Below are 22,891 nucleotides of genomic sequence, written 5' to 3' on the forward strand. Positions count from 1 at the left end.
GATAACGTGGGCGGTGTCGGGTTGGATCACTTCGGCTCCTGGAAGGTTCCGGAACCTCAATCCTTCAGGTCCGCATTGACCATGGCCAGGAACTCCTGCCGGCTCATCGGATCGTTGCGAAAACAGCCCAGCATGCGGCTGGTGGTGAGGTCGACCCCGTGCTTCTTCACGCCGCGCGAGCTGATGCAGTGATGGGCTGCCTTGATCACGACGGCCACGCCCTGCGGCTGCAGGACCTCATCGATGATGTTGGCGATCTCGGCGGTCATACGCTCCTGGATCTGCAGCCGGCTGGCATAGGCCTCGACGACGCGGGCGAGCTTGGAGATGCCGACGACCCGGCTGCGGGGAACGTAGCCGACCCAGGCGCGGCCGATGATCGGCGCCATGTGATGCTCGCAATGGCTCTGGAACGGGATGTTCCGCAGCAGCACCATCTCGTCATAGCCGGCCGTTTCTTCGAAGGTCTTGCGCAGATACTCTTCAGGGTTCTGGTCATAACCGGCGAAGTAGCTCTTATAGGCGCGGGCGACACGCGCCGGCGTCTCGGAGAGACCCTCGCGCGAAGGGTCTTCACCGATCCATGTCAGGATGGTGCGAATGGCGTCTTCGACATCGTCCTGGGTAACGCGGACCGGGTCGCAGGCGAAGGGAAGCTTCTTGGCTGTGTTGCGCACGGGGGCTCTCCGAAAGCAGGGTAACGGAACCCAAACCGGCGCGGATCACCGGGGATCAGGAAAATCCCCGGCGGACGTTTGTCGGAGCTTGTGGTCGGTGTGTGCCGTGACCGACCAGGTCGCAGGGAGGCCGGTCAGGACGCCCGCCGCAGCGTCGGGACTGTGGACGGGCCGGAGCGGAGGTTCTGGAAGAACCTCTCGACCTCCTGGGCGAGCGTCTGTGCGGTCGAGTTGAGATCGCCGGAGGCTGATAGCACGGAAGCCGCGGCAGTCGAGGTTTCCCCGATCGCATCACGCAGCGAGCCGATGTTCATGACCAGCGTCTGATTGCCATGCGCGGTCGATTGCGCATTGACCGAGATCTCGCGCGTCGCCTGATCCTGCTGCTGGATGGCATTGGAGATGTTGGAGGTGATCTCGTTGATGCCGCGCACGGCATCGCCGATCTCCCGGACCGCGTCGACCGCGGTCTTGGTCGAAGACTGGATCAGTGCCACATTCTCGCTGATCTCCTCCGTGGCCTTGGCGGTCTGCCCCGCCAACGCCTTGACCTCATGCGCGACCACGGCAAAGCCCCGTCCTGCGTCGCCCGCTCGCGCCGCCTCGATGGTCGCGTTGAGCGCCAGCAGATTGGTCTGTTCGGCGATGGTCTGGATCAGCGTCAGCACGCCGTCGATGCGCTGGGTGGCGGCGGCCAGGCCCTCGATCTCGGTGATCGACTTCTCGGTGCGCTGGCCGGTCTGCTCCACGGCGCCGGCGGACTGCCGGATCTGGCGGCCAATCTCTTCGACGGACGCGGAAAGCTCCTCGGCCGCGCTCGCGACGGCGGAGACGTTGGTCGAGGCTTGCGTTGTGGCGCCGGCCGCGGTGGTGGCGCGCTCGTTGGCGTCCGCCGTCAGCCGCGTGATCGTCTCGGCAGTGCTGCGCATCGCGGCGGCGTTCTCGGTGACGGTCCGCATCACGCCGCTGATCGCCGTGCGAAAGTCTTCGACGGCCGCTTCGATATGGCGCGCGCGGGCCTCGCGAATCTCTGAATCCTGCGAAACTTGGTTGTTGAGGTCGCGGTTGTGAGCCATCGCCTGTTGGAAAACGCCGATGGCGCGCGCGAGCTCGCCGATTTCGTCGGCCCTGGAGGCATGCGGCACCTCGACATTCTCGGCACCGGTCGCGACTTGACGAATGGTATCGGTGATCTGCGACAGCGGCCGGGCGACTGACCGGGCGATGATCACGACGCCGGCGGCGACGAGCAGCAGCATCACCCCGCCCAGGCCTGTCAGGACCAGCGACAGCCGGCGATTGGTCTCGGTGTCCTCGCTGATCCTGCGGCCGCGTTCCAGATAGACTTTCGACAGCTCGTCGAGATCCTTGTTGAGCGCCGAGCGAACCGATCGGTTGGCGTCATTGTCGCCCCATTCGCGCCCCGCGGCAGGACTGATCTCGATGGCGCGCCGCACCAGCTCCTTGCGAAAATCGACGAACTGCTCGATGCGCTTCTTGAAGGTCGCAAATTGTTGCGCGTCGTCGGCCTGCACGATCGCCTGCCACTTGTCGACGACCTTGAGGATCTCGGCATTGAACTTGAGCAACCCGTCGCCGTAGCGCTTCACCACCGCGGGGTCGGTCGACATGTAGACGCCGCGCGACTCCATCACGACGGCGTAGATGAGGCCGTTGACCAGCTGGACGTTGAGCGCCGCGAGATTGGCCGTCTCGATTGCCTTGGTCAGCTCGGCGCCGCGCCGCGAATTGTAGTCGGACAGCCAGGTGATCGCGGCCGTCAACAGGGCGAACAGCGCAAAGATCGCGTAGAGCTTCACTGCGATGGAATGGCGCGTGGCCGTCTTCGTTGACGTCGAACGTGGAGTCATGAGGTGGATTACCGCAGGGTTGGGCTGCAACGCAGAAGCGATTATTTGTTAATAGTTATGCAAAACCTTCATGGAGAAAGCGTTAAGTGGGGCATCGCCAGTATGATGCAACCACCACGGAATTGATCCACGATCTCAAAATAATAGGGGCGTCCTCGGAACCTGCTGCAGCACCGCGGTCTCCGCGTGATTACGGATACCCCTCGGGCCCGCCGGCGTCGCCTCACTCCGTCCCTCCTCATTCCACGCGCCCTCATTGCAAATGCATCGCAACTCGTCGCCGGCAGCATTTGCGATCCGAGGGACGAATCGCGCATGTCCTGAGCGACCGCAGGTCAGCTGTCGACCTTGATGTCAGTCAGCGCGGGCCTGCAGTGAGTCGGAACCTTTGATCATCGACATCGTTGTCGATCTTCGTCCGGCGGCTTGGCTTGTGTCGCACTGGGTGCGCGCGCGGACGCGACTCAACTTTTCTGGAAGTGGTGGCGCAATCGCGTCCATCGCTCTATGGTATCATGGAGCCGTGACTGCGAGGGCGATCATGAGATTCGAAGGGGTCCAGACCGTACGCCGTATCCTCTGTGTGTTTCCGCGCTACACCTCCTCGTTCGGAACGTTCGAACATGCCTATCCGCTCACGGACGGCATCCAGGCCTTCATGCCGCCCCAGGGGCTGCTGCTGATCGCAGCCTATTTGCCGAGTTCATGGCAGGTCCGTTTCATCGACGAGAACATCCGCGCTGCGCAGGCGGAGGATTTCGCCTGGGCCGAGGCCGTGTTCGTCAGCGGCATGCACATCCAGCGTCAGCAGATGAACGACATCTGCCAGCGTGCCCACGCCTTCGATCTGCCGGTTGCCCTCGGCGGACCCTCGGTCAGTGCCTGTCCCGACTATTATCCGAGCTTTGACTATCTGCATGTCGGCGAGCTCGGCGATGCCACCGACGAGCTGATTGAACGCCTCGCGCGGGACCCGTCACGGCCTGAGCAACAGGTCGTGCTGCGCACCAAGGAGCGCGTGGCGATGACGGAATTCCCGGTGCCGGCCTATGAGCTCGCGGAGGTGAAGAAGTACTTCCTCGGCAGCATCCAATATTCCAGCGGCTGTCCCTATCAGTGCGAATTCTGCGACATTCCCGGGCTGTATGGGCGTAATCCGCGCATCAAGACGCCGCAGCAGATCATCGCCGAGCTCGACAAGCTCCGGGAATGCGGCGTCACCGGCTCGGTGTATTTCGTCGACGACAATTTCATCGGCAACCGCAAGGCGGCGATGGAGCTGTTGCCGCATCTGATCGAATGGCAGAAGCGCACCGGCTATGTCATGCGGCTGGCCTGCGAGGCGACGCTCAATATCGCGAAGCGGCCCGAGATCCTGGAGAAGATGCGGGAGGCCTATTTCATCACCATCTTCTGCGGCATCGAGACGCCCGATCCCGATGCGCTGACGGCGATGCAGAAGGACCACAACATGATGGTGCCGATTCTCGAGGGGATCAGGACCATCAACAGCTATGGCATGGAGGTGGTCTCCGGCATCATCATGGGACTGGACACGGACACGCCGCAGACCGCCGATGCGCTGCTGCAATTCGTCGAGGAGAGCCGGATTCCGCTGCTCACGATCAATCTGCTGCAGGCGCTGCCGAAGACGCCGCTGTGGGATCGCCTGGAGCGCGAAGGCAGGCTGGTCCATGACGACAGCCTCGATTCCAACGTCAAGTTCCTGATGCCCTATGACGAGGTGGTGTCGGCGTGGCGGCGCTGCATGGATGTGGCCTATGAGCCGGAGCGGCTCTATGCGCGCTATCAGCATCAATGCGACACCACTTATGCCAACCGCATCAAGGTGCCGGTCAGCGCGGAGATGAAGAGCTGGCCGAACATCCGGCGCGGGCTGGTGATGATGGCCAAGATCTTCTGGAAGGTCGGTGTGCTCGGCGACTACAAGCGGCCGTTCTGGCGCTTTGCCTGGACCCAGCTCAGGCGCGGCGAGATCGAGAACTTCATCGCGGTGGCGATGATCGCGCATCACCTGATCATGTTCGCCCGCGCGGCCTCCCGCGGCCATCAGAACGCCTCGAACTATTCGATCCGACTGCGCGAGGCCGCCATCCCCGCCGCGTAAGGGCCTTCGGAGCCGCGCCGCCGGGCGGCGCGGTGGCTGCAGATCGGGCGTCCGCCCAGATTGTTGAGCGCATCAGCTATTCAGGGCACTCGACCCGCTGACCCGGCCTTTTCAAGGCCGCCAGAATCGTGGCGTGATCCGATTCGATGCTGGCTCCCGGTCTTGTGTGGGCTCGCATGGTTGCGGCCGGGGAGTGAACCCTGCTAGACCCTGGCCCGACGAATTTTCACGCATTTTCAAGGATTAGCTGCAGCTGCAGGCCACAAATCGGTCATGTCTGGCTCGCTGAGCGGCCTTAATTCTGCCCTATGCGCTCGAGCCTGCCGAATTGGGCCGCGCTTCAACCACTGGACACCGAATGCTGGAAGTCAGGCACGACAACGAAGTCCATGTCGAGAAGGTCGAGCAGCGGCCGGCCGACAGTATCGCGTTCGGGCTCGAACGCCTCGGTCTGTTCGCCGTCAAGGTGCCGATCCTCTCCTGCGTCGTTCTGCTGTTGCTGATTGTGGCGGCCGTCTTCGGCATCAAGCGCATCCAGATCGACGATTCGCTGAGCCAGCTGTTCCGCTCCGACAGCAAGGAATTCCACCAATATGAGGAGGTCACCAAGAAGTTCCCGGCCGAGGAGTTCGACGTCCTCGTCGTGGTTGAGGGCAAGTCGCTGCTCGCCCGGCCCAACCTGGAGAAGCTCCGCGAGTTCGTGACCGATCTGCAATTGGTGGAGGGGACGCGCGGCCTGGTGTCGCTGTTCTCCGCCCGCCAGGCCCCGGCACCGGGCAAGCTTCCCGCGGCGTTGTTTCCCTCCGATCTGCCGGAGGGCGAGGCCTATGACAAGTTCATCGAGACGGTGAAATCCAACGAGATCATCCGCGGCAAGCTGTTGTCGGAGGATGGCACGCTGGCGCTGATCGTGCTGTCCCTCGAGCCCAAGGTGGTCGCATCGAACGACCTCGGCAAGGTGGTCGGCGACATCAGAAAGCTGATGACGGACGACTTGGCCGATACCGGGCTGAACGTGCAGCTCTCCGGTGTCCCGGTCATGCAGCTCGAGATCCGCAATGCGGTCGAGCGTGACGGCTTGACCTACAATGTGCTCGGCATTCTCGCCGGCTGCATCATTGCCATCATCTTCTTCCGCAAGGTCTCCTTCATGATCGCGGCGGCCTTCCCGCCGCTGATCGCGATCCTGCTCGCCCTGGGCGCGCTGGGCTGGGCCAATTTCAACCTCAACATGTTCCTGAACGTGATGACGCCGCTCATCATGGTCATCAGCTTCTCCGATTCGATGCAGCTCACCTTTGCCGCGCGGGACCGGCTGATCGCCGGCCAGGACAAGGTGACGGCGTTCAAGAACGCGGTGCTGGTCGTCGGGCCGGCCTGCGTGCTGACCCACGCCACCGCCGGCATTTCCTTCATCGCTCTGCAGTTCTCCGACAGCGACCTGATCCGCAAGTTCGGCGAGGCGGGGCTAGCCGCCACCATCATCGCGCTGCTCGCGGTGCTGTCGCTGGTGCCGGTGTTCGGCGTGTTGCTGGTGCGCAACGAAAAGACCTTCGCGGTCAAATTCCAGGGCGCCGATGCCGGCGTCCAGGCGCTGCGCAATTTCTGCTACTGGATCGCGGTGCGCATGGTCGGCCGGCCCGGCCTGTTCAGCCTGATTGCGGTGGTGTTCGTCGGCTCGCTCGCGGTGATCTATGCGAGCCTTGAGCCGCGCTATCGGCTCGCGGACCAGGTGCCGGACAAGCGCCAGGCCGTGGCGGCCAGCAATCGGCTCGATGCCAAGCTCACCGGCGCCAATCCGGTCAATGTGCTGATCCAGTTTCCCAAGGGCGCATCGCTCTATTCGCCTGAGACCTTACAGACGATCGCCGACGTCCATGCCACGGTCGAGAAGACCGCCGGCGTCGGCAATGTGTGGTCGGTCGAGACGCTCCGGCGCTGGCTCGCCGAGAAGGCCGGCTCATCGGACACGGCAACCCTGCAGGAATATGTCAGCCTGATCCCCGAGCATCTGGTGCGCCGCTTCATCGACAAGGAGCAGGACGCCGTCGTCGTGGCCGGCCGCGTGCCCGATCTCGATTCCAGCCAGCTGTTGCCGGTGGTCGACAAGCTCGACCGCGAGCTCGATACGGTCAGGAAGAAGCACCCTGGCTATGAGGTTGCAGTGACCGGCCTGGCCGCCATCGCGGCGCGCAATTCCGCCGCCATGATCCAGAAGCTCAACCATGGGCTGACCATCGAGTTTGCCCTGGTGGCGATGTTCATCGGCCTGGCCTTCCGCTCCTGGGTCGTGATGCTCGCCTGCATCCTGCCCGGCATCTTCCCGGTCGTGATGTCCGGCACGCTGCTCTGGGCGATGGGGGAGGGGCTGCAATTTGCCAGCGTCGTCGCGCTCACCGTGTCATTCGGGCTCGGCCTGTCGGCCACCATCCACTTCCTCAACCGGCTGCGCATGGAAAGCGCGCCCGGCGTGAGCGCGGCGGTGGCAGTCGAGCGCGCCACCGTACTGGTCGGACCGGCGCTGATCCTCACCACGGTGGTGCTGGCCTGCGGCCTCGTCGTCACCGTGTTCTCGGATCTGCCCTCGTTGCGGCTGTTCGGCTGGCTCAGCGCCTTCTCGATGGTGGCGGCGCTGTTCGCCGATCTCTTCATCCTGCGTCCGACCGCAATGTTCCTGATCAACCTGGCCCAGAAACTGAAGCGCAAGCCGGTGTGAGGGGCGGGACTTGGTCTAAGCCCAACACACAATTGTCATCGCCCGGCTTGACCGGGCGATCCAGTACGCCGCGGCCTATCCGTTCAATCACAATCGCCCCGGAATAATGGGGCGCCCGGTCCCGTCTTCGGCTTCGACGCGGCCACGAGCTCAAGGGCGCGCCGCAGCTTTAGCGAAGGCGGCAAGCCGGGCGGCGACAGTGGGGCTTAAACGCCTATGTTCATCTTGGACGCAGTAAGAAACAAAAGCGGCCCTGACATCGTCAGGGCCGCTTGCCTATTCCGGTGCTGATCGTGTGGGTCAGGTCTTCGACATCGTGATGTTGACGCCGCGGATCTCGCCCTTGGACGAGATCTGAACCACCTGCTTGTTGCCGTTGGTCCTCAGCGTGATGCTGGCGGCGAAGCCTGCGGCCTGGACGAAGACGTCGATCTGGCCATTGCCCGCAGTGCCCTGCAATTCGCCGTTCACATTGCGGCTCGCCTCGCTCCAATTGCCGGAGATGCGGTCGCCCTGGCTGGTGACGTCGCTGGACAGCAGGAACTTGTAGCTGTCGCTGGCGCATTGCAGGCTCTGCTTCAGATTGGCGCCGGCCACCTTGTAACTGGCCTTGCAGCGGATGCGCTCGGTGGTTCCGTCCGACAGCGCGACCGTGCCGTTGCCCGACCACGAGCCGTCGAAGCCGGCGAACGGACCCGACTGCGCCTGAACTGCCGATGCCGACAGGATCAGCGCCGCGCCGAGTCCGGCTGCCTTGATGACACGGCCTGAGAGAGGTGAGCCGAACAGTTTCATAGTGAGTTTCCCATCCAGAATGACGCCGTTGTGCGGCCGCGTTTCACCGCTTCGAACACTTTAGTGTCCCCGCCAAAAGTGAGGTTCAAATGACAGCTGACCGGGCGTGAGGTGCGGTCAGGTGCCATGATGCCGCGCGGTGATCGTGCGATCGGTCGCGCCGCTCGTGCAAATGGCTGTCGTCCCTCGCACCCCGATTGGCGCGCATCTAACGGTCCGCGCGGCATGCTTGCAACAGCCAAATGCGAAAAACGTGTTCCGAAAATAATGCCCTAGTATCAAAGCCTTGTTTATGTCAAAGCTTGGCCCTGGGCTCGACCTGCCCAGAGATCCTAGGGCGTAAATTTGGCCGCAATTGGCAGCGTTTCTTTGGCGCTGGGGGGCTGGCGGTCCTTGCAAACCAAACAGGTGTTTTCCCGGGCAGCATCGGCGATCCGGGAGGTCTCCTCTGCTGTCAAACGAAGGAACACGATGCGTAAGATTTTCCTGGCACTTTCTCTGCTCTCGCTGTCCGCTACCACCGCCGCGTTCGCGCAAGGCGCGCGGGGGACCGCAGAGGAGCAGGCGGCTTGCACCCGTGACGTTCAGAAGTTCTGCCGGGCCGTGATCGACCAGGGCGATTTCACGATCCTGGCGTGCCTGAAGGAGAACCGCCCCAAGATCAGCCCGGCTTGCGATCAGGTGCTGAAGAACCACAACCAGTGAGGCGTGTCGACCGGGGCTGACTGTGCTCCGGTCCATGCAATGGTTAACGGCTGCCGTCCCGCCGATTCGAGGTGGACGGCGGCCCGGCCGTGTTGCTTCCCCGAGATGGATTGCATTGGTTTTGGCCGGATCTTCGCCTATATGGAGGCCAGCGATCCGTTCGCATGAGCGAAGCGGCGGGCATCGTTTGTCGTAGCGCCCTTCAAACCTGATAGCTGTTTCGTCCATGACCACCGCGAGCGATTTGCGATCCGGCAAGACACACCGGGACGAGAACTTTCCGGTCGCGTCCTGGATCATCCGCCCCGAGCATCGGGCGCTGATCCTCGCCTTCTACAATTTCGTGCGCACCGCCGACGACATCGCCGACCATCCGAGCTTGCCGGGCGACGAGAAGCTGCGGCTGCTGGATCTGCTCGAGGCCGAACTCACCGGGACCGGCGAGACGCAGGATGTCGCTGTCGGCCTGCGCCGGGCGCTCGCCGCGCGCGGCATGGCCCCGCGCCATGCTCTTGACCTGCTGGTCGCCTTCCGCATGGACGTCACCAAGCTGCGCTACGAGAACTGGGACGAGGTCATCCATTACTGCCGCTATTCGGCGATGCCGGTCGGACGTTTCATGCTCGACGTGCATGGCGAGTCCACCGCGACCTGGCCGGCATCTGACGCGATCTGCGCCGGACTGCAGATCAACAACCACCTGCAGGATTGCGCCAAGGACTACAAGGCGCTCAACCGCGTGTACCTGCCGCGCGATGCGCTGGCCGAGGCCGGTGCCACGGTCGAGATGCTCGGCGCGCCCAAGGCGGCGCCGCCGCTGCTGACCTGCCTGCAGAAGCTCGCTGTGCGCAATGCGGCGTTGCTCGAGGAGGGCAGGGACCTCAACAGCGGCGTCAAGGACTTCCGCTTCGGACTGGAGATTGCCGTGATCCAGGCTTTCGCCGATCGTATTGTCGCAATGCTCAAAGTGCGCGATCCGCTCAGCGAGCGGGTGCATCTGTCGCCGATGGGGATGCTCGGTCTCACCGCCGCGGCGGTCGCAGGCGAGATCGGGCGTCGCCTCGCGGGACGTCATCCGGTCAGCAAATCGGCGGCCGGCGCATGACTCTGGAGGCGACTGCAGACAGCATCGATCACGGCACCGCCGCGTCCGGCAGCTCGTTTTATGCCGCCATGCGCATCCTGCCGCCGGCCCAGCGCGATGCGATGTTCCAGGTCTACAGCTTCTGCCGCGAGGTCGACGACATCGCCGACTCCGATGGCCCGCGTTCCGAACGGCTGGCCGCGCTGCAGAAATGGCGCGACGATATCGACGCGCTGTATCAGGGCAACCCGCCGCCGCGGCTGCGCGACTACGTCAGTTCGGTGAAGACGTTCGGGCTGAAGCGGGAAGACTTCCTCGCCATCATCGACGGCATGGAGATGGACGTGCCGCAGGAGATCCGCGCGCCCGATCTCGCCACGCTCGATCTGTATTGCGACCGGGTGGCCAGCGCCGTCGGCCGGCTGTCGGTGCGCATCTTCGGCATGCCCGAAGAGGACGGCATCCTGCTGGCTCATCATCTCGGCCGCGCGCTGCAGCTCACCAATATCCTGCGCGATATCGACGAGGACGCCGGCATCGGCCGGCTCTATCTGCCGCGCGAGGCGCTGCTGTTCGCCGGCATCACCGGCGACGATCCAGCGAAAGTCGTGCACGAGCGCGCGCTGCCCAAGGTGTGCAACTCGGTTGCCATACGGGCGAAAACGCATTTCGAAAAGGCCGACGAGATCATGCGGCGCAATCGCCGGCGCACCGTGCGGGCGCCGCGGATCATGGCGAAATATTACCGCGCCGTGTTCGACCTGTTGCTCGAACGCGGTTTTGCCCCGCCGCGTGAGCCGGTGCGCGTGAGCAAGCTCACGAAGATCGGCATCATCCTCCGTTACGCTTTCATCTGATGAACAAGATCGCTCACATTATCGGCGCCGGAATCTCCGGCCTCTCCGCCGGCGTACGGCTCGCCAATGCCAGCTACACCGTCCATGTCCACGAGGCGACCCAGCAGCTCGGCGGCCGGTGCCGCTCTTATTACGATGCCGCCACCGATCTCGTGATCGATAATGGTAATCATCTGCTGCTCTCGGCCAACCACCACGTGCTGGCCTATGCCCGGGTGATCGGCTCGGAGGCAGGGCTGGTCGGGCCGAAGGAGGCGCAATTCGCCTTCGTCGATATCCGGACCGGCCAGCGCTGGCTGCTCGATCTCGGCAGCGGCCGGCTGCCGCTCTGGGTGTTCGACGAAAGCCGCCGCGTCCCCGATACCACGCTCGGGGACTATCTGGCGCTGTCGCCGCTGATCTGGGCCGGCACCGCCAAGACCATCGGCGATACGATACCCTGCAAGGGCACGTTGTATGACCGGCTGGTGCAGCCGCTGCTGCTGGCGGCCTTGAACTGCGATCCGCCCGAGGGCTCGGCTGGCCTGGCCGGGGCGATCGTGCGCGAGACGCTGTTGGCCGGCGGCCAGGCCTGCCGTCCGCTGATCGCGCGCGACGGTCTCTCCGGCGTGCTGATCGACCCCGCCGTCAAATTCCTGGAAGGCAAGGGCGGCAGCGTCCGGATCGGGCGGGAGCTGCGCAGCCTCGATCAGGCCGCTGGACGCGTCACCGGGTTGCGCTTCGGCGGTGACGAGACCGTCGCGCTCGGGCCGGATGACGTTGTCGTGCTGGCGGTGCCGCCGCGGCCCGCGATGGCGCTGCTGCCGGGCCTGACAGGCCCGACGAAGTTTCGTGCCATCGTCAATGCCCATTTCCGCATCACCCCGCCGAAGGGCGCGCCGGCGCTGCTCGGCGTGGTCGGCGGACTGGTCGAATGGCTGTTTGCCTTTCCGGAGCGGCTGTCGGTCACGATCAGCAATGGCGACAGGCTGGTCGACATGCCGCGCGAGCAGCTCGCCGCTGCGATCTGGGCCGACGTCTGCAAGGCCGCTGGCATCTCCGCCGAGCTGCCGCCCTGGCAGATCGTTCGCGAGCGCCGCGCGACCTTCGAAGCCACGCCGGAACAGAACGCGCTGCGGCCGGGCGTCAAAACCAGTTTTGCCAACCTCGCTCTGGCCGGGGACTGGACCGATACCGGCCTGCCGGCGACGATCGAGGGATCGGTGCGGTCCGGCGATCGCGCTGCGGATCTGTTGCTCGGCAAAGCCTGACGGACGACAGAAGCGCCGCTGCGGCCGTCTGGCCTGAGGTGAGGCCGGGACGGGATTATCACATTTTCGTGGCGTGGTTTTTGCTTGGAGTTCCATGACCGGTGAGGCCGGCCGGGCGATGTTCCACTCTGGGACGGCGTCAGCGGCACCAAATGGCAACACCGGGCAGAAAATGCATCGCTTGCGGGTGCAGTGCGGCGCAAACAGGGTTTCCTCGCGGATTTTTTCTGCGTAATCCTCGGTTTGTTAAGGTCTTTCCGCTCTGGCGCCGCCGCGCTCGAGGCATTGGAACAAGAGACGGAGACGTCGGCTTTCGCGACGTCCGATACAGGTGGCAGGGGTCGGATTGTGAAGTTGGGGATGGGGGACGAAACGTCCGCGGATCGCCCCATTGATCCGCGACCGGTTCTGGTTGTGACCGGTCTGGTGCAGGAGGCCCGGATTGCTGCCGGGCCCGGCATGATGGTTATCTGCAGTTCGAGCGATCCAAAGCAATTGCGCTCGCTGCTCACGGTGTTCGACCCGACCTCTATTCGCGGTGTCGTCAGCTTCGGCGTGGCCGGCGGCCTCGATCCCAGTCTCAAGGCCGGTGATATCGTCGTCGCGACCGAGGTGACCGCCGGGGATGCGCGCTGGCTGTCGGGCATGTCGCTTCGTGAGGAGCACATCGCGCGCGCCGCGCTGAAGAAGCGCCGCGTGGTGCGCGGCGTGCTCGCCGGGGCCGAGGAGGTGGTGGTGGCGCAGGCCCGCAAGGCCGCTCTGCGGATGAAGACCGGCGCGGCCGCTGTCGACATGGAGAGCCACATCGCAGCCGCTTACGCCGCTGAGTATGGACTGCCGTTCGCGGCCCTGCGGGTGATCTCCGATCCCGCGCATCGTACGCTGCCGTCGCTGGCCAAGGACGCCATCAAGCCGAACGGCGCCATCGACCTGCCGATGATCCTGCGCGGCGTGGCCCGCAATCCGACCGTGCTGGGCGGCCTGGTCTCCACTGGCATCGAGTTCAATCGCGCTTTGCGCTCGCTGCGCGGCGCCCGTGACCTGCTGCTGAGCGGCCTGCTCGCCGCGGAGCATTTCCTCGAAACCGAGACGCTGGCCGCCGCCGAGGCGTGAGCGGTCCCGATCTTGCGCCGTTGAATCAGCTGTCGCCGCGAACGTTGTGCGCGTCGACGATCTTGGCCGTTGGCTGCATCAGCGAATCCGCTGTCTCAGGACAATTCTCGCCACCCCTGACCCTGCAAGCCGGGCGGGGGAGCGCACCGGCCGGGAAGGATGAGAGCCCGGCTGCTACTCCCTGTGACGCTCGCCCGCGGCTTCGCAGGCAGCTCACTCGTTCTCAGTCCAAAAACAAAGGCCGCCGATTGCTCGGCGGCCTTCTTTGCTGTCCGTTGATGTCGTCTCAGGCCGCGGTCGAGGCCTTCTGCTGCGCCTCGATCGCCTCGTCGCGGCGGATCTCGGAGAGGCGCTTCTGCACCTCGGACGAGAACACGTACTGCGCCGGGCGCTGCTTGGAGAGGTCGATCTCCGGCGCCATCGGGCCTTCGGTCTTGATGCCGCGCAGCGACACCCACATCGCCTTCAGTGGATTCGTCAGCGCTGCGTCGGCTGCGGTGGCCTCGTAGCCGCAATGCGCCATGCAGTCGGCGCACTTCTCATACTTGCCGGTGCCGTAGGAGTCCCAATCGGTGGTCTCCATCAGCTCCTTGAAGGTCTTGGTATAGCCTTCGCCCAGCAGGTAGCAGGGCTTCTGCCAGCCGAAGATGTTGCGCGCGGGCATGCCCCAGGGCGTGCACTCGAACTCCTGGTTGCCGGCCAGGAAGTCGAGGAACAGGCCGGAATGCATGAAATTCCACTTCTTGCCCTTGCCGAGCGCGAACACGTCGCGGAACAGCTGCTTGGTCTTGGTGCGGTTCAGGAAGTGCTCCTGGTCCGGCGCGCGCTCATAGGCATAGCCCGGCGACATGGTGACGCCGACGCCGAGCTCAGTGGTGAAGTCGAGGAACTTGGCGATCTCCTCGGCCGGATGATTGTCGAAGATGGTGGCGTTGACGTTCACGGTGAAGCCGCGCGCCTTGGCGGCCTTGATCGCCGACACGGCGCGATCGAACACGCCCTTCTGCGACACGGCCTTGTCGTGATGCTCGCGCAGGCCGTCGAGATGCACCGAGAAGAACAGATAGGGCGAGGGCTCGAACAGATCGAGCTTCTTCTCGAGCAGCAGCGCATTGGTGCAGAGCGAGACGAATTTCTTGCGCGCCACCAGACCGCGCACGATCTCACCGATCTCCTTGTGGATCAGCGGCTCGCCACCGGGGATCGCCACCATCGGCGCACCGCATTCGTCGGCCGCGTCCCAGCACTCCTGCGCCGTCATGCGGCGGTTGAGAATCGCGTCGGGATAGTCGATCTTGCCGCAGCCTGCACATGCCAGGTTGCAGCGAAACAGCGGCTCCAGCATGAGCACGAGCGGATAGCGTTTGCGGCCGAGAAGCTTCTGCTTCATCAGATAGGCCCCGATACGCAGTTCCTTGTGGAAGGGGATTGCCATTACGTCTCTTCTTTCTGGACCAAACGAGGAGCGATCAGCCCGCGACCAATTCGGCCGGCAGGCGAAATTCGATGTTTTCTTCCCGCCCCGGGACCACCGCGACCTCAACCGGTCCGATGCGCCGCAAGGCTTCGATGACGTCGTCGACGAGCACTTCGGGAGCCGAGGCGCCAGCGGTGATGCCGACGGCCCGGGCGCCCTTCAGCCACTCCGGATTGAGCTCGCTGCCATCCGCGACCAGATAGCTTGCGACCCCGGCCTCGGTGCCGATTTCGCGCAATCTGTTCGAGTTGGAGCTATTGGCGGCGCCCACCACCAGGATAACGTCCACCAGCTTGCTTAAGTCCCATACCGCAGATTGCCGGTTCTGTGTCGCATAGCAGATATCCCGGATATCGGGACCTTGAAGGTCTGTAAAGCGGGCTTGAAGGGCCGAAATGATGTCCTTGGTGTCGTCTACGCTCAGGGTGGTCTGGGTGATATAGGCCACGGGCGTGTCGCTGGGCAGGGGCAAAGCGGCCACATCGGCGACGTTTTGGACCAGATGAACGGGGCCGGGAACCTGGCCCATGGTGCCCTCGACCTCCGGATGTCCGGCGTGGCCGATGAGTACCAGGGTACGGCCCTTGGACATATAGCGTTTGCCCTGGTTATGCACCTTGGTCACAAGGGGGCAGGTGGCATTGAGGACCGGCAGGCCCCGGGCGGCCGCCTCCTCCTCGACGCTGCGTGCCACGCCATGCGCGCTGAACACTGTCACCGCGCGCGGCGGGACCTCCGAGAGGTCCTCGACGAAGATCGCGCCCTTGGCCTTGAGGCTCTCGACGACATATTTGTTGTGCACGATCTCGTGACGCACATAAACGGGCCGGCCGTACTTCTCCAGCGCGCGCTCGACGATCTCGATGGCGCGCACGACTCCCGCACAAAAACCGCGCGGCTGCGCGAGATAGATCTGCAGTGGACGTCGGTCAGTCACGTTACCTCACTTTCGACCCGCACCTCCGTGCGCGTGATGAGCTGCAATATCCGCACCAAGCGGATGCCTCATTTGCGCGCTGCGCCGCATGGAAGCGCAGGGCTTTGTGTCAAAAATCGAGCACGGAGGAAAGCCGGTTTGCAACTCGCTCGCATGTGATTGAACGCACACGAGCCGCGAATCGGTGGTGGTATTTTAGTAATTGCAGATTATCCCTGTTACCTGAGCTACTTAGGATCTCACTCGTTCGTCACTTTACCGCCGAGAACAGCCGCTATATCAGCCGCCCCGACGGTTCCGTGCATCGCTCGATCTGAGCCGCCGTCCAGGGACCATCCGACTCGTCACGGGTTTGGGCCAAGGCCGTGTCGGGGCCGCTTCGGACATGGTCCGCGGCTGGTCCTGGCCAGGGAACTCCGCCATGAAGCGGACGTTTCCGCCCAGCCCGTAAAACATTAGAAAGTCAAGAAGTGCTGACAACGATTGTCGTCTCCATCGTCAAGGCCTGCACGCGGTTTGCGTGGCCGACATTGATTGCGGGCCTGCTTTTGTCGGTGGCGGCGGGCGTCTACACCGCCGGTCATTTCGCCATCAACACTGACATCAACAAGTTGATTTCCCCGGAGCTCGATTGGCGCAAGCGCGATCAGCAATATGAGCAGGCGTTCGATCGCGACCGGATGATCCTCGGCGTGGTCGAGGCGGCGACGCCGGAACTGACCGGCGTGGCGGCGGATGCGCTCGCCAAGAAGCTCAAGGGCGACACCAAGAACTTCTCCTCCGTGGATCTGCTCGGCGGCGGCGAGTTCTTCGCCCGTAACGGGCTGCTGTTCCTGCCGACGGACGAGGTGAAGCAGTTGACCGGGCAGTTCGCTGCCGCGGCGCCGCTGATCGAGATCATGGCCGGTGACCCGTCGATCCGCGGTCTGACCGGTGCGCTGGAGACGGGTCTTGCCGGCGTCACGCGTGGCCAGGTCAAGCTCGACAGCACCGCGCGTCCGTTCGACTACATCTCGCAAACGGTGGAGACCCTGCTCGACAAGGGCGATGCCACCTTCTCCTGGCGCCAGCTGATCTCGGACAAGCCGCTCACCGAGGGCGACAAGCGGGCCTTCATCCAGTTCAAGCCGATCCTCGACTATCAGGCGCTCGAGCCCGGCAAGGCGGCGACCGATGCGATCCGCCAGGCGGCGGCCGAGCTCGATTTCCCCAACCGGTTCCACGCCCGTGTCAGGCTGACCGGGCCGGTCCCGATCGCCAACGAGGAATACGCCACGGTGCAGGAGGGCGCCGTCGTCAACGGCATCGGCACCGTCGTGGTGGTGCTGGTCATCCTGTGGCTGGCGCTGCATTCGGCCAAGATCATCTCGGCCGTGTTCATCAATCTGTTCATGGGCCTTGCCATCACCACGGCGGTGGGCCTGATGATGGTCGGCTCGCTGAACCTGCTGTCGGTCGCCTTTGCCGTGCTGTTCATCGGCCTCGGCGTCGATTTCGGCATCCAGTTCAGCGTCCGCTACCGCTCCGAGCGCTTCAAGAACGACGATCTGCCGGAGGCGCTGGCCGAGGCGGCGCGGCGCTCCGCGGTGCCGCTGTCGCTCGCGGCGATGGCGACCGCTGCCGGATTTCTCTGCTTCCTGCCGACCGACTACAAGGGCATTTCCGAGCTCGGCGCCATCGCCGGGGCCGGCATGATGATCGCCTTCCTGTCGTCGATCACGGTTCTGCCGGCGCTGCTGAAGATCCTCAATCCGCCCGGTGAGAAGGAGCCGGTCGGCTATGCCTTCCTGGCCCCGGTCGATCACTTCCTCGAAACGCACCGGGTGCCGATCATCGTCGGCACGCTTGGCCTCGTCATCGCCGGCCTGCCGCTGCTTTATTACATGAAGTTCGACTTCAACCCGATGAACCTGCGCAATCCGCACGCTGAATCGATTGCGACCTATCTGGACCTCCGCAAGGACCCGAACACCGGCGCCAATGCCATCGACGTGCTGACGCGCTCGGAAGCCGAGGCCAAGGCGATCGAGGCCAAGCTCGCGAAGCTGCCTGAAGTGGCGCGCGTGATGTCGCTCGACAGCTTCGTGCCGGAAGATCAGCCGGCCAAGCTGGCGATGATCGCGCAGGGCGCGAAGGTGCTCGGGCCTGCACTCAATCCGGATCAGGTCGATGCAGCGCCGACCGACAAAGAGAACATCGACGCGCTGAATTCGACCGTCAACAATCTGCGCCGCACGGCCGGTGACGGGCAGGGGCCCGGCGCGGTGGCATCTCGGCGGTTGGCCGACGCGCTCGCCAAGCTCGCCGGCGCCAGCGAGAGCCTTCGCAACAAGGCGCAGGCCGTGTTCGTTGAGCCGCTGCGGATCACGCTGGAGCAACTCAACGCGACCTTGCAGGCGCAGCCGGTGACGCTTGCGAACCTGCCGCCGGAGCTCGTATCGCAGTGGAAGAGCAAGGACGGCCTGATTCGCGTCGAGGCCCAGCCCAAGGGTGACCCGAACGACAACGATAATCTCAGGCGGTTCGCCAATGCGGTGCTGGCCGCGGAGCCGAATGCGATCGGAGGACCGGTCTCGATCCTGAAGTCCGGTGACACGATCGTGAAGGCGTTCATTCACGCCGGCATCTACTCGCTGGTCGTGATCAGCCTGTTGTTGTGGGTGACGCTGCGCCGCTTCTCGGACGTGCTCATGACGTTGGTGCCGTTGCTGGTGGCCGGTGCGGTGACGCTCGAAATCTGCGTTCTGATCAAGCTGCCGCTGAACTTCGCCAACATCGTCGCACTGCCGCTGCTGCTCGGCATCGGCGTGGCCTTCAAGATCTATTATGTCGTGGCCTGGCGTTCCGGCAGAACGAACCTGCTGCAGACCAGCCTGACACGCGCGATCTTCTTCAGCGCGCTGACGACAGCGACCGCCTTCGGCAGCCTGTGGCTGTCGAGCCACCCCGGGACATCCAGCATGGGCAAGTTGCTGGCGCTGTCGCTGGTCACCACGCTGGCCGCGGTGTTGCTGTTCCAGCCGGCCCTGATGGGCAAGCCGCGCGAGGTCAAGGAATAGGCGCGCACTGCGGATTTTGATGACGAAAAAAGCGGCCGAGCATCTCGGCCGCTTTTGTTTTGGACGTCCGCCGTGCTTCAGCGGACCCGTGCGATCTCCGGCAGCAGGCAGATGTCGCCGACCTGGTCGGCGGGCTTTGCTGCCGGTTTACCGGCCGCTGCCACCACGCCCGTGGTCGTCTTCGGAGCCGGGGCCGCAGCTGGAGCGGGCGCGATGGGTTTCTGTGTACCTTTGGCCATGCTGTTCACGGGGCTCGACGGGATCGGCGGACCGACCCGCGTCCACGTCTCGCCCCCACACAGGAAGCCGAGCACGCATCCTTTGATCTCCAGATGATCTGGGTCGCTGGGTGTGATCGTGGAGCTATAGAGCTGACCGTCCTTGGCGTTGTAGACTTGGCCTTCCCATTGGTCAGCTCCGGCCTTCTTCTTCATGTCGATCAGGATCGGCATGCCGAGTGTCGGACGGCTCTGCTTGGCCGGATCGGGATTGTTGCTGTCACGCCCCCCCGGGGTCTTCTCCCAGGCCACGACGCCCCACATGCTGCCATTGCATTGTGCGACTCGGATGTTTGCGACACCGTCAGACACTCGCCAGTCGCCGGTCGGATCGGCTGCGAGCGCGGACGAAATTCCTGATGCGAACAAAACGCCCGAATATGTTATCATTGTCCGCATGAGGTTTTTGGAGCGATGCAACATTGGCAGAAACCCGTGCTTGCTTTGATGATGCGAATGAGGGCAAAACGCCGCATTGCGCGTTTTCAGTTGACGAAACGTCTCTCAACCGAAGTATGTAGCTGATGCTAAAACCAAATCTAGACGTTTCCGAGATGTTTGTGGAGCGCCAAGCGCAGCGCAGCACGATGCACTCTCGGCATCTGAACGAGCAGCTGGTTCGCGTTCTCAAGACGATCGGATACGATGTCGGGTTCCAAAAGGGACAAGGCCAATATCTCTACGATCGTGACGGCGCCCGCTACCTCGACCTTCTGAGCGGTTTTGGTGTCTTTGCAATCGGCCGCAACCATCCGACCCTGCGTGACGCGCTGAAGAGTGTGCTCGACAGCGATCTCCCGAACCTCGTCCAGCTCGATGTTTCGACACTTGCCGGCGTTCTGGCCGAGCGGCTGCTCGAATATGTCCCATATCTGGACAAGGTGTTCTTCGCCAATTCCGGCGCCGAGACCGTCGAGGCGGCGATCAAATTCGCGCGTGGCGCGACCGGCCGGCCCGGCATCGTCTATTGCGGGCATTCCTATCACGGCCTGACCTATGGCGCGCTGTCGCTGACCGACGATTCCAACTTCCGGACCGGCTTCGAACCGCTGCTGCCGGGTTGCACGGCCGTGCCGTTCAACGATCTGGCTGCTCTGGAGCAGGCGCTGTCGTCGCGCGAGATCGCGGCCTTCATCGTCGAGCCGATCCAGGGCAAGGGCGTCAACATGCCCTCCGACGAGTTCCTGCCCGGTGCGGCTGCGCTCTGCAAGAAATACGGCACGATCTTCATCGCCGACGAGATCCAGACCGGCATGGGCCGCACGGGGCGGTTCCTTGCGGTGGAACATTGGAACGTCGAGCCCGACATGGTGCTGCTGTCGAAGGCGCTGTCGGGCGGCCACGTGCCGGTCGGCGCGCTGCTGACGCGCAAGCACATTTTCGACAAGATCTTCAACCGCATGGATCGGGCTGTCGTGCACGGCTCGACCTTCGCCAAGAACGACCTCGCAATGGCGGCCGGGATCGCGACGCTCGAGGTGATCAAGGCCGAGAAGCTGATCGAGGCTGCCGCCAAGCGCGGTGCCGAGCTGCGCCTGGCGCTGACGCGCATGGTGCCGGGCTATGAGCTGTTGAAGGAAGTGCGCGGCAAGGGCTTGATGATCGGCGTCGAGTTCGGCCCGCCGAAATCGCTGCGCCTGAAGGCCTCGTGGAATGTGCTGGAGAGCGCCAATAAGGGCCTTTTCTGCCAGCTGATCACGGTGCCGCTGTTCAAGGATCACAAGATCCTGACCCAGGTCGCCGGCCACGGCCTGCACACCATCAAGCTGCTGCCGTCGCTGACGATCACCGAAGAGGACTGCAGCTGGATCGAACGGGCCTTCGACGACGTGATCGCCCAGAGCCACAAGGTCCCCGGCGCGATCTGGTCGCTCGGCAAGACCCTGGTCGACAACGCGATCCGCAAATCGGCGTGAGCCGACCGACCCTGCGATCAACGTCGGCGCCACACGCCGAGCTGTCATCGCCCGGCTCGACCGGGCGATCCAGTACATTGGGACGGTTGTGATCATCTCGATGGGCCGCGGCGTATTGGATGCGCGCCTGCGCGGGCATGGCATCCGAGGAATGCGGCTTCGCAGGGGGGCAAAAGCGCGAAGCGCCGTGCCCACCATATCAGTTTCTCTCTCGCCATTGGTGGGCTCACGTCGTTTCGTTCGCAACGACTGAAGCTCGTCTCAGCCGCTCCCCCCCATCGTGCGCTCGAAGCGTTCGCCGAACTCATTGAGCTCGTCCGGATTGATGTCGCTGACCGCCCAATAGCTCAGGCCGCGGTCGCGCCAGCTGCGGATGTTGAAGCCTTGGATCGTGTCCAGCCGTGACGCGCGGCGTGCAGTGGACGATGTCTGCGCCACGAACAGATTGATGACGTGCTGGCGCCGGCGATAGACGACGGCGCCGATCGGGCGCGCGTCGACGTAATCGAGCCGGCCGCCGATCAAAGTGAAGCCCTGTGCGGTGAGGTCGATCACCGGCGGCGCGACGTCGAGCTTGCCGTTGAACCAGGGCTTGACGGTGTGTTGATCGGTCGAGATCACATCGGTCAGGTGACCCGCCTGCAGCGAGCGCAGATGCGCCGAGACGATCTCGGCCTCGATCCGCTGCTGGTCGTCGTTGCGCAACACGATCGCGACGAGACCGGTGGCGGCCAACGCCGACACGGCCGAGCCCATCGCAAAACCCTTCAGCAGCGTGCGCCGGCTCGGCACCGCGGCGAGCGGCGTGATCGACGCCGCAGCAGCGGCAGGCAGCGCAGCTTCGATGCGCTGGCGCAAGGCGGCGGGCGCCTTCGTGATCAGGTCAGCGCCGGCCAGCGCCTGCTTCATCTGCCTGATCGCAGTTAGCTCGGCAGCGCAGCGCGGGCAGGCGGCAATATGGGCCTCGACCTCCCGGGCATGGCCGGCATCGAGCTCGCCATCGGCTAGCGCGTGGATCAGGATTTCGGCATCGTCGCAGGTCATGGCTTAGGGCTCCTCCTGCGCCAGCCAGGCGGCGCGCAGCATCGCGCGCGCCCGGGCGAGACGCGACATGACCGTGCCCACAGGCACGCCGGCGGCCTCCGCGATCTCGCGATAGGACAGGTTGTTGATCTCGCGCAGGACCAAGGTCTCGCGAAACGGCTCGGTGAGCGTATCGATCAGGCGCTGGATCGACGAGGCATCGCGCTGGCGCAGCATGGCGCCTTCCGGCGTCTCGACGCTGTCCTGCCAAAGCGGTGCCTGCTCCGTGGTCTCCGCCGCATCGTCGAGCGCCTTGACCGGCGCGCCGGCGCGACGTGCGAATTCGGCGTGGCAGACATTGCGCAGGATCGCGAACAGCCATGGCTTGATCGCCGGGCCGCGATAAGTGTCGAAATGCTTGTAGGCGCGCAAATAGCATTCCTGCACGGCATCCTCGGCGTCGGCCTGATGACGGAGCAGATAGCGCGCCAGCGTATAGACGTCGTCGAGATGCGGCAGCGCCGCCTCGCGGAAGCGCCGCGCCCTTTCGGGATCATCATGCGGTGTGGTCACCGGCTTCCTCTCCGGGTCGCTTCGCGGCATCACGGCCGGGCCCGCGCAGCGCTGCCGGCTCGACCGTGATGTGATGCTCATGCCCTGGTTTGCGGCGCTACTCAACCTTCACCAGCCCCGTCATGTGCGGATGCAGCGAGCAGAAATATTTGTAGTCGCCGCTCGCCGCGAAGGTGAACGAAAAGCTGTCATCGGTGTCGAGCGTCTTCGATCGGTATTTGCCGGCCGACACCACCGTATGCGGAATGTCGTCGTGGTTGGTCCAGGTCACGGTATCGCCGGCCTTCACCGTCACCTCGGCCGGGGTGAAGGTGAAATTGTCGATCGTGACCTTGATGGTCTCGGCGCGCAGCGGGGTTGCCGCGAAGCCGAGCAGGGCAGCAGCGAGCGCCCAGCCGATGCTGCGGTCGAACGACACGAATCCTGTCATCG

At 64.1% G+C, this 22,891-nt stretch carries 18 protein-coding genes; 9 read left to right on the forward strand and 9 right to left on the reverse strand.

Annotated features, from left to right (window positions below; translation table 11 throughout):
• Positions 1-56: 56 nt before the first annotated feature.
• Together folE and HL671_RS12560 are read right to left on the reverse strand one after the other, a co-directional pair.
• Positions 57-677 (reverse strand): GTP cyclohydrolase I FolE, encoded by a 621-nt coding sequence (folE, locus tag HL671_RS12555; RefSeq protein WP_012043105.1) that lies wholly within the window; start codon positions 675-677, stop codon positions 57-59.
• A 134-nt stretch (positions 678-811) separates the two neighbouring features.
• A complete protein-coding gene (locus HL671_RS12560; RefSeq protein WP_172236564.1) occupies positions 812-2,548 on the reverse strand; it encodes a methyl-accepting chemotaxis protein in 1,737 nt (578 codons plus the stop codon).
• Between the two features lie 541 nt (positions 2,549-3,089).
• Here HL671_RS12560 and HL671_RS12565 point away from each other — a divergent pair.
• Together HL671_RS12565 and HL671_RS12570 are read left to right on the forward strand one after the other, a co-directional pair.
• Positions 3,090-4,676, forward strand: coding sequence for a B12-binding domain-containing radical SAM protein (locus HL671_RS12565; protein ID WP_172236565.1), 1,587 nt, complete (start codon positions 3,090-3,092; stop codon positions 4,674-4,676).
• Positions 4,677-5,034: 358 nt separating this feature from the next.
• Positions 5,035-7,392 carry an efflux RND transporter permease subunit gene (locus HL671_RS12570; RefSeq protein ID WP_172236566.1) on the forward strand — a complete coding sequence of 786 codons (2,358 nt, stop codon included), beginning with the start codon at positions 5,035-5,037 and terminating at the stop codon, positions 7,390-7,392.
• 300 nt (positions 7,393-7,692) lie between these two features.
• On the opposite strand, the gene HL671_RS12575 is transcribed toward HL671_RS12570, so the two are convergent.
• Positions 7,693-8,187, reverse strand: a complete 495-nt coding sequence (locus HL671_RS12575) for a hypothetical protein (protein ID WP_012043109.1) — start codon at positions 8,185-8,187, stop codon at positions 7,693-7,695.
• Between the two features lie 471 nt (positions 8,188-8,658).
• On the opposite strand from HL671_RS12575, the gene HL671_RS12580 reads away from it, so the two are divergent.
• The 5 genes from HL671_RS12580 (at position 8,659) to HL671_RS12600 (ending at position 13,196) form a co-directional block, all read left to right on the forward strand.
• A complete protein-coding gene (locus tag HL671_RS12580) occupies positions 8,659-8,892 on the forward strand; it encodes a hypothetical protein (RefSeq protein ID WP_012043110.1) in 234 nt (77 codons plus the stop codon).
• A 226-nt stretch (positions 8,893-9,118) separates the two neighbouring features.
• A complete protein-coding gene (hpnC, locus tag HL671_RS12585) occupies positions 9,119-9,997 on the forward strand; it encodes a squalene synthase HpnC (RefSeq protein ID WP_012043111.1) in 879 nt (292 codons plus the stop codon).
• Positions 9,994-10,833: a presqualene diphosphate synthase HpnD gene (gene hpnD / locus HL671_RS12590; protein ID WP_172236567.1), complete on the forward strand. Its 840-nt coding sequence runs from the start codon at positions 9,994-9,996 to the stop codon at positions 10,831-10,833. Before hpnC ends, hpnD begins: the two co-directional genes overlap by 4 nt.
• Complete coding sequence (gene hpnE / locus HL671_RS12595) at positions 10,833-12,083, forward strand: hydroxysqualene dehydroxylase HpnE (RefSeq protein ID WP_172236568.1); 1,251 nt, start codon at positions 10,833-10,835, stop codon at positions 12,081-12,083. The genes hpnD and hpnE overlap by 1 nt, the downstream gene beginning before the upstream one ends.
• A 348-nt stretch (positions 12,084-12,431) precedes the next feature.
• Positions 12,432-13,196: a phosphorylase gene (locus HL671_RS12600; RefSeq protein WP_374050100.1), complete on the forward strand. Its 765-nt coding sequence runs from the start codon at positions 12,432-12,434 to the stop codon at positions 13,194-13,196.
• Positions 13,197-13,482: 286 nt separating this feature from the next.
• On the opposite strand, the gene hpnH is transcribed toward HL671_RS12600, so the two are convergent.
• A complete protein-coding gene (gene hpnH, locus HL671_RS12605; protein WP_012043115.1) occupies positions 13,483-14,631 on the reverse strand; it encodes an adenosyl-hopene transferase HpnH in 1,149 nt (382 codons plus the stop codon).
• 34 nt (positions 14,632-14,665) lie between these two features.
• Positions 14,666-15,592, reverse strand: a complete 927-nt coding sequence (gene ispH, locus HL671_RS12610) for a 4-hydroxy-3-methylbut-2-enyl diphosphate reductase (RefSeq protein WP_041751430.1) — start codon at positions 15,590-15,592, stop codon at positions 14,666-14,668.
• Between the two features lie 488 nt (positions 15,593-16,080).
• On the opposite strand from ispH, the gene hpnN reads away from it, so the two are divergent.
• Entirely contained in the window at positions 16,081-18,669 is a 2,589-nt protein-coding gene (hpnN, locus tag HL671_RS12615) for a hopanoid transporter HpnN (protein WP_012043117.1), read from the forward strand.
• Positions 18,670-18,746: 77 nt separating this feature from the next.
• On the opposite strand, the gene HL671_RS12620 is transcribed toward hpnN, so the two are convergent.
• Complete coding sequence (locus HL671_RS12620) at positions 18,747-19,370, reverse strand: DUF2147 domain-containing protein (protein ID WP_012043118.1); 624 nt, start codon at positions 19,368-19,370, stop codon at positions 18,747-18,749.
• Between the two features lie 101 nt (positions 19,371-19,471).
• On the opposite strand from HL671_RS12620, the gene hpnO reads away from it, so the two are divergent.
• The gene (gene hpnO / locus HL671_RS12625; protein ID WP_041750630.1) at positions 19,472-20,863 is read left to right on the forward strand and encodes an aminobacteriohopanetriol synthase HpnO; all 1,392 of its coding nucleotides are present in this window, start codon (positions 19,472-19,474) and stop codon (positions 20,861-20,863) included.
• 261 nt (positions 20,864-21,124) lie between these two features.
• Here hpnO and HL671_RS12630 read toward each other — a convergent pair whose 3' ends face one another.
• From HL671_RS12630 to HL671_RS12640, 3 genes are all read right to left on the reverse strand, one after another.
• A complete protein-coding gene (locus HL671_RS12630; protein WP_172236569.1) occupies positions 21,125-21,907 on the reverse strand; it encodes an anti-sigma factor family protein in 783 nt (260 codons plus the stop codon).
• Positions 21,908-21,910: 3 nt separating this feature from the next.
• Positions 21,911-22,459, reverse strand: a complete 549-nt coding sequence (locus tag HL671_RS12635) for a sigma-70 family RNA polymerase sigma factor (RefSeq protein ID WP_172236570.1) — start codon at positions 22,457-22,459, stop codon at positions 21,911-21,913.
• A gap of 97 nt (positions 22,460-22,556) precedes the next feature.
• Positions 22,557-22,889 carry a cupredoxin domain-containing protein gene (locus HL671_RS12640; protein ID WP_012043122.1) on the reverse strand — a complete coding sequence of 111 codons (333 nt, stop codon included), beginning with the start codon at positions 22,887-22,889 and terminating at the stop codon, positions 22,557-22,559.
• Positions 22,890-22,891 lie beyond the last annotated feature (2 nt).

The sequence above is a fragment of the Bradyrhizobium denitrificans genome (genome assembly GCF_013179005.1).
GTDB lineage: Bacteria > Pseudomonadota > Alphaproteobacteria > Rhizobiales > Xanthobacteraceae > Bradyrhizobium > Bradyrhizobium denitrificans.

Excerpts from the sequence above, each read along its gene's own strand:
- HL671_RS12560 (WP_172236564.1), bottom strand. The coding sequence starts at position 2,548 with ATGACTCCACGTTCGACGTCAACGAAGACGGCCACGCGCCATTCCATC.
- HL671_RS12620 (WP_012043118.1), bottom strand. The coding sequence starts at position 19,370 with ATGTTGCATCGCTCCAAAAACCTCATGCGGACAATGATAACATATTCG.
- hpnC (WP_012043111.1), top strand. The coding sequence starts at position 9,119 with ATGACCACCGCGAGCGATTTGCGATCCGGCAAGACACACCGGGACGAG.
- hpnH (WP_012043115.1), bottom strand. The coding sequence starts at position 14,631 with ATGGCAATCCCCTTCCACAAGGAACTGCGTATCGGGGCCTATCTGATG.
- HL671_RS12630 (WP_172236569.1), bottom strand. The coding sequence starts at position 21,907 with ATGACCTGCGACGATGCCGAAATCCTGATCCACGCGCTAGCCGATGGC.
- HL671_RS12640 (WP_012043122.1), bottom strand. The coding sequence starts at position 22,889 with ATGACAGGATTCGTGTCGTTCGACCGCAGCATCGGCTGGGCGCTCGCT.
- HL671_RS12575 (WP_012043109.1), bottom strand. The coding sequence starts at position 8,187 with ATGAAACTGTTCGGCTCACCTCTCTCAGGCCGTGTCATCAAGGCAGCC.
- HL671_RS12580 (WP_012043110.1), top strand. The coding sequence starts at position 8,659 with ATGCGTAAGATTTTCCTGGCACTTTCTCTGCTCTCGCTGTCCGCTACC.
- HL671_RS12565 (WP_172236565.1), top strand. The coding sequence starts at position 3,090 with ATGAGATTCGAAGGGGTCCAGACCGTACGCCGTATCCTCTGTGTGTTT.
- hpnE (WP_172236568.1), top strand. The coding sequence starts at position 10,833 with ATGAACAAGATCGCTCACATTATCGGCGCCGGAATCTCCGGCCTCTCC.
- hpnO (WP_041750630.1), top strand. The coding sequence starts at position 19,472 with ATGCTAAAACCAAATCTAGACGTTTCCGAGATGTTTGTGGAGCGCCAA.
- hpnD (WP_172236567.1), top strand. The coding sequence starts at position 9,994 with ATGACTCTGGAGGCGACTGCAGACAGCATCGATCACGGCACCGCCGCG.
- HL671_RS12570 (WP_172236566.1), top strand. The coding sequence starts at position 5,035 with ATGCTGGAAGTCAGGCACGACAACGAAGTCCATGTCGAGAAGGTCGAG.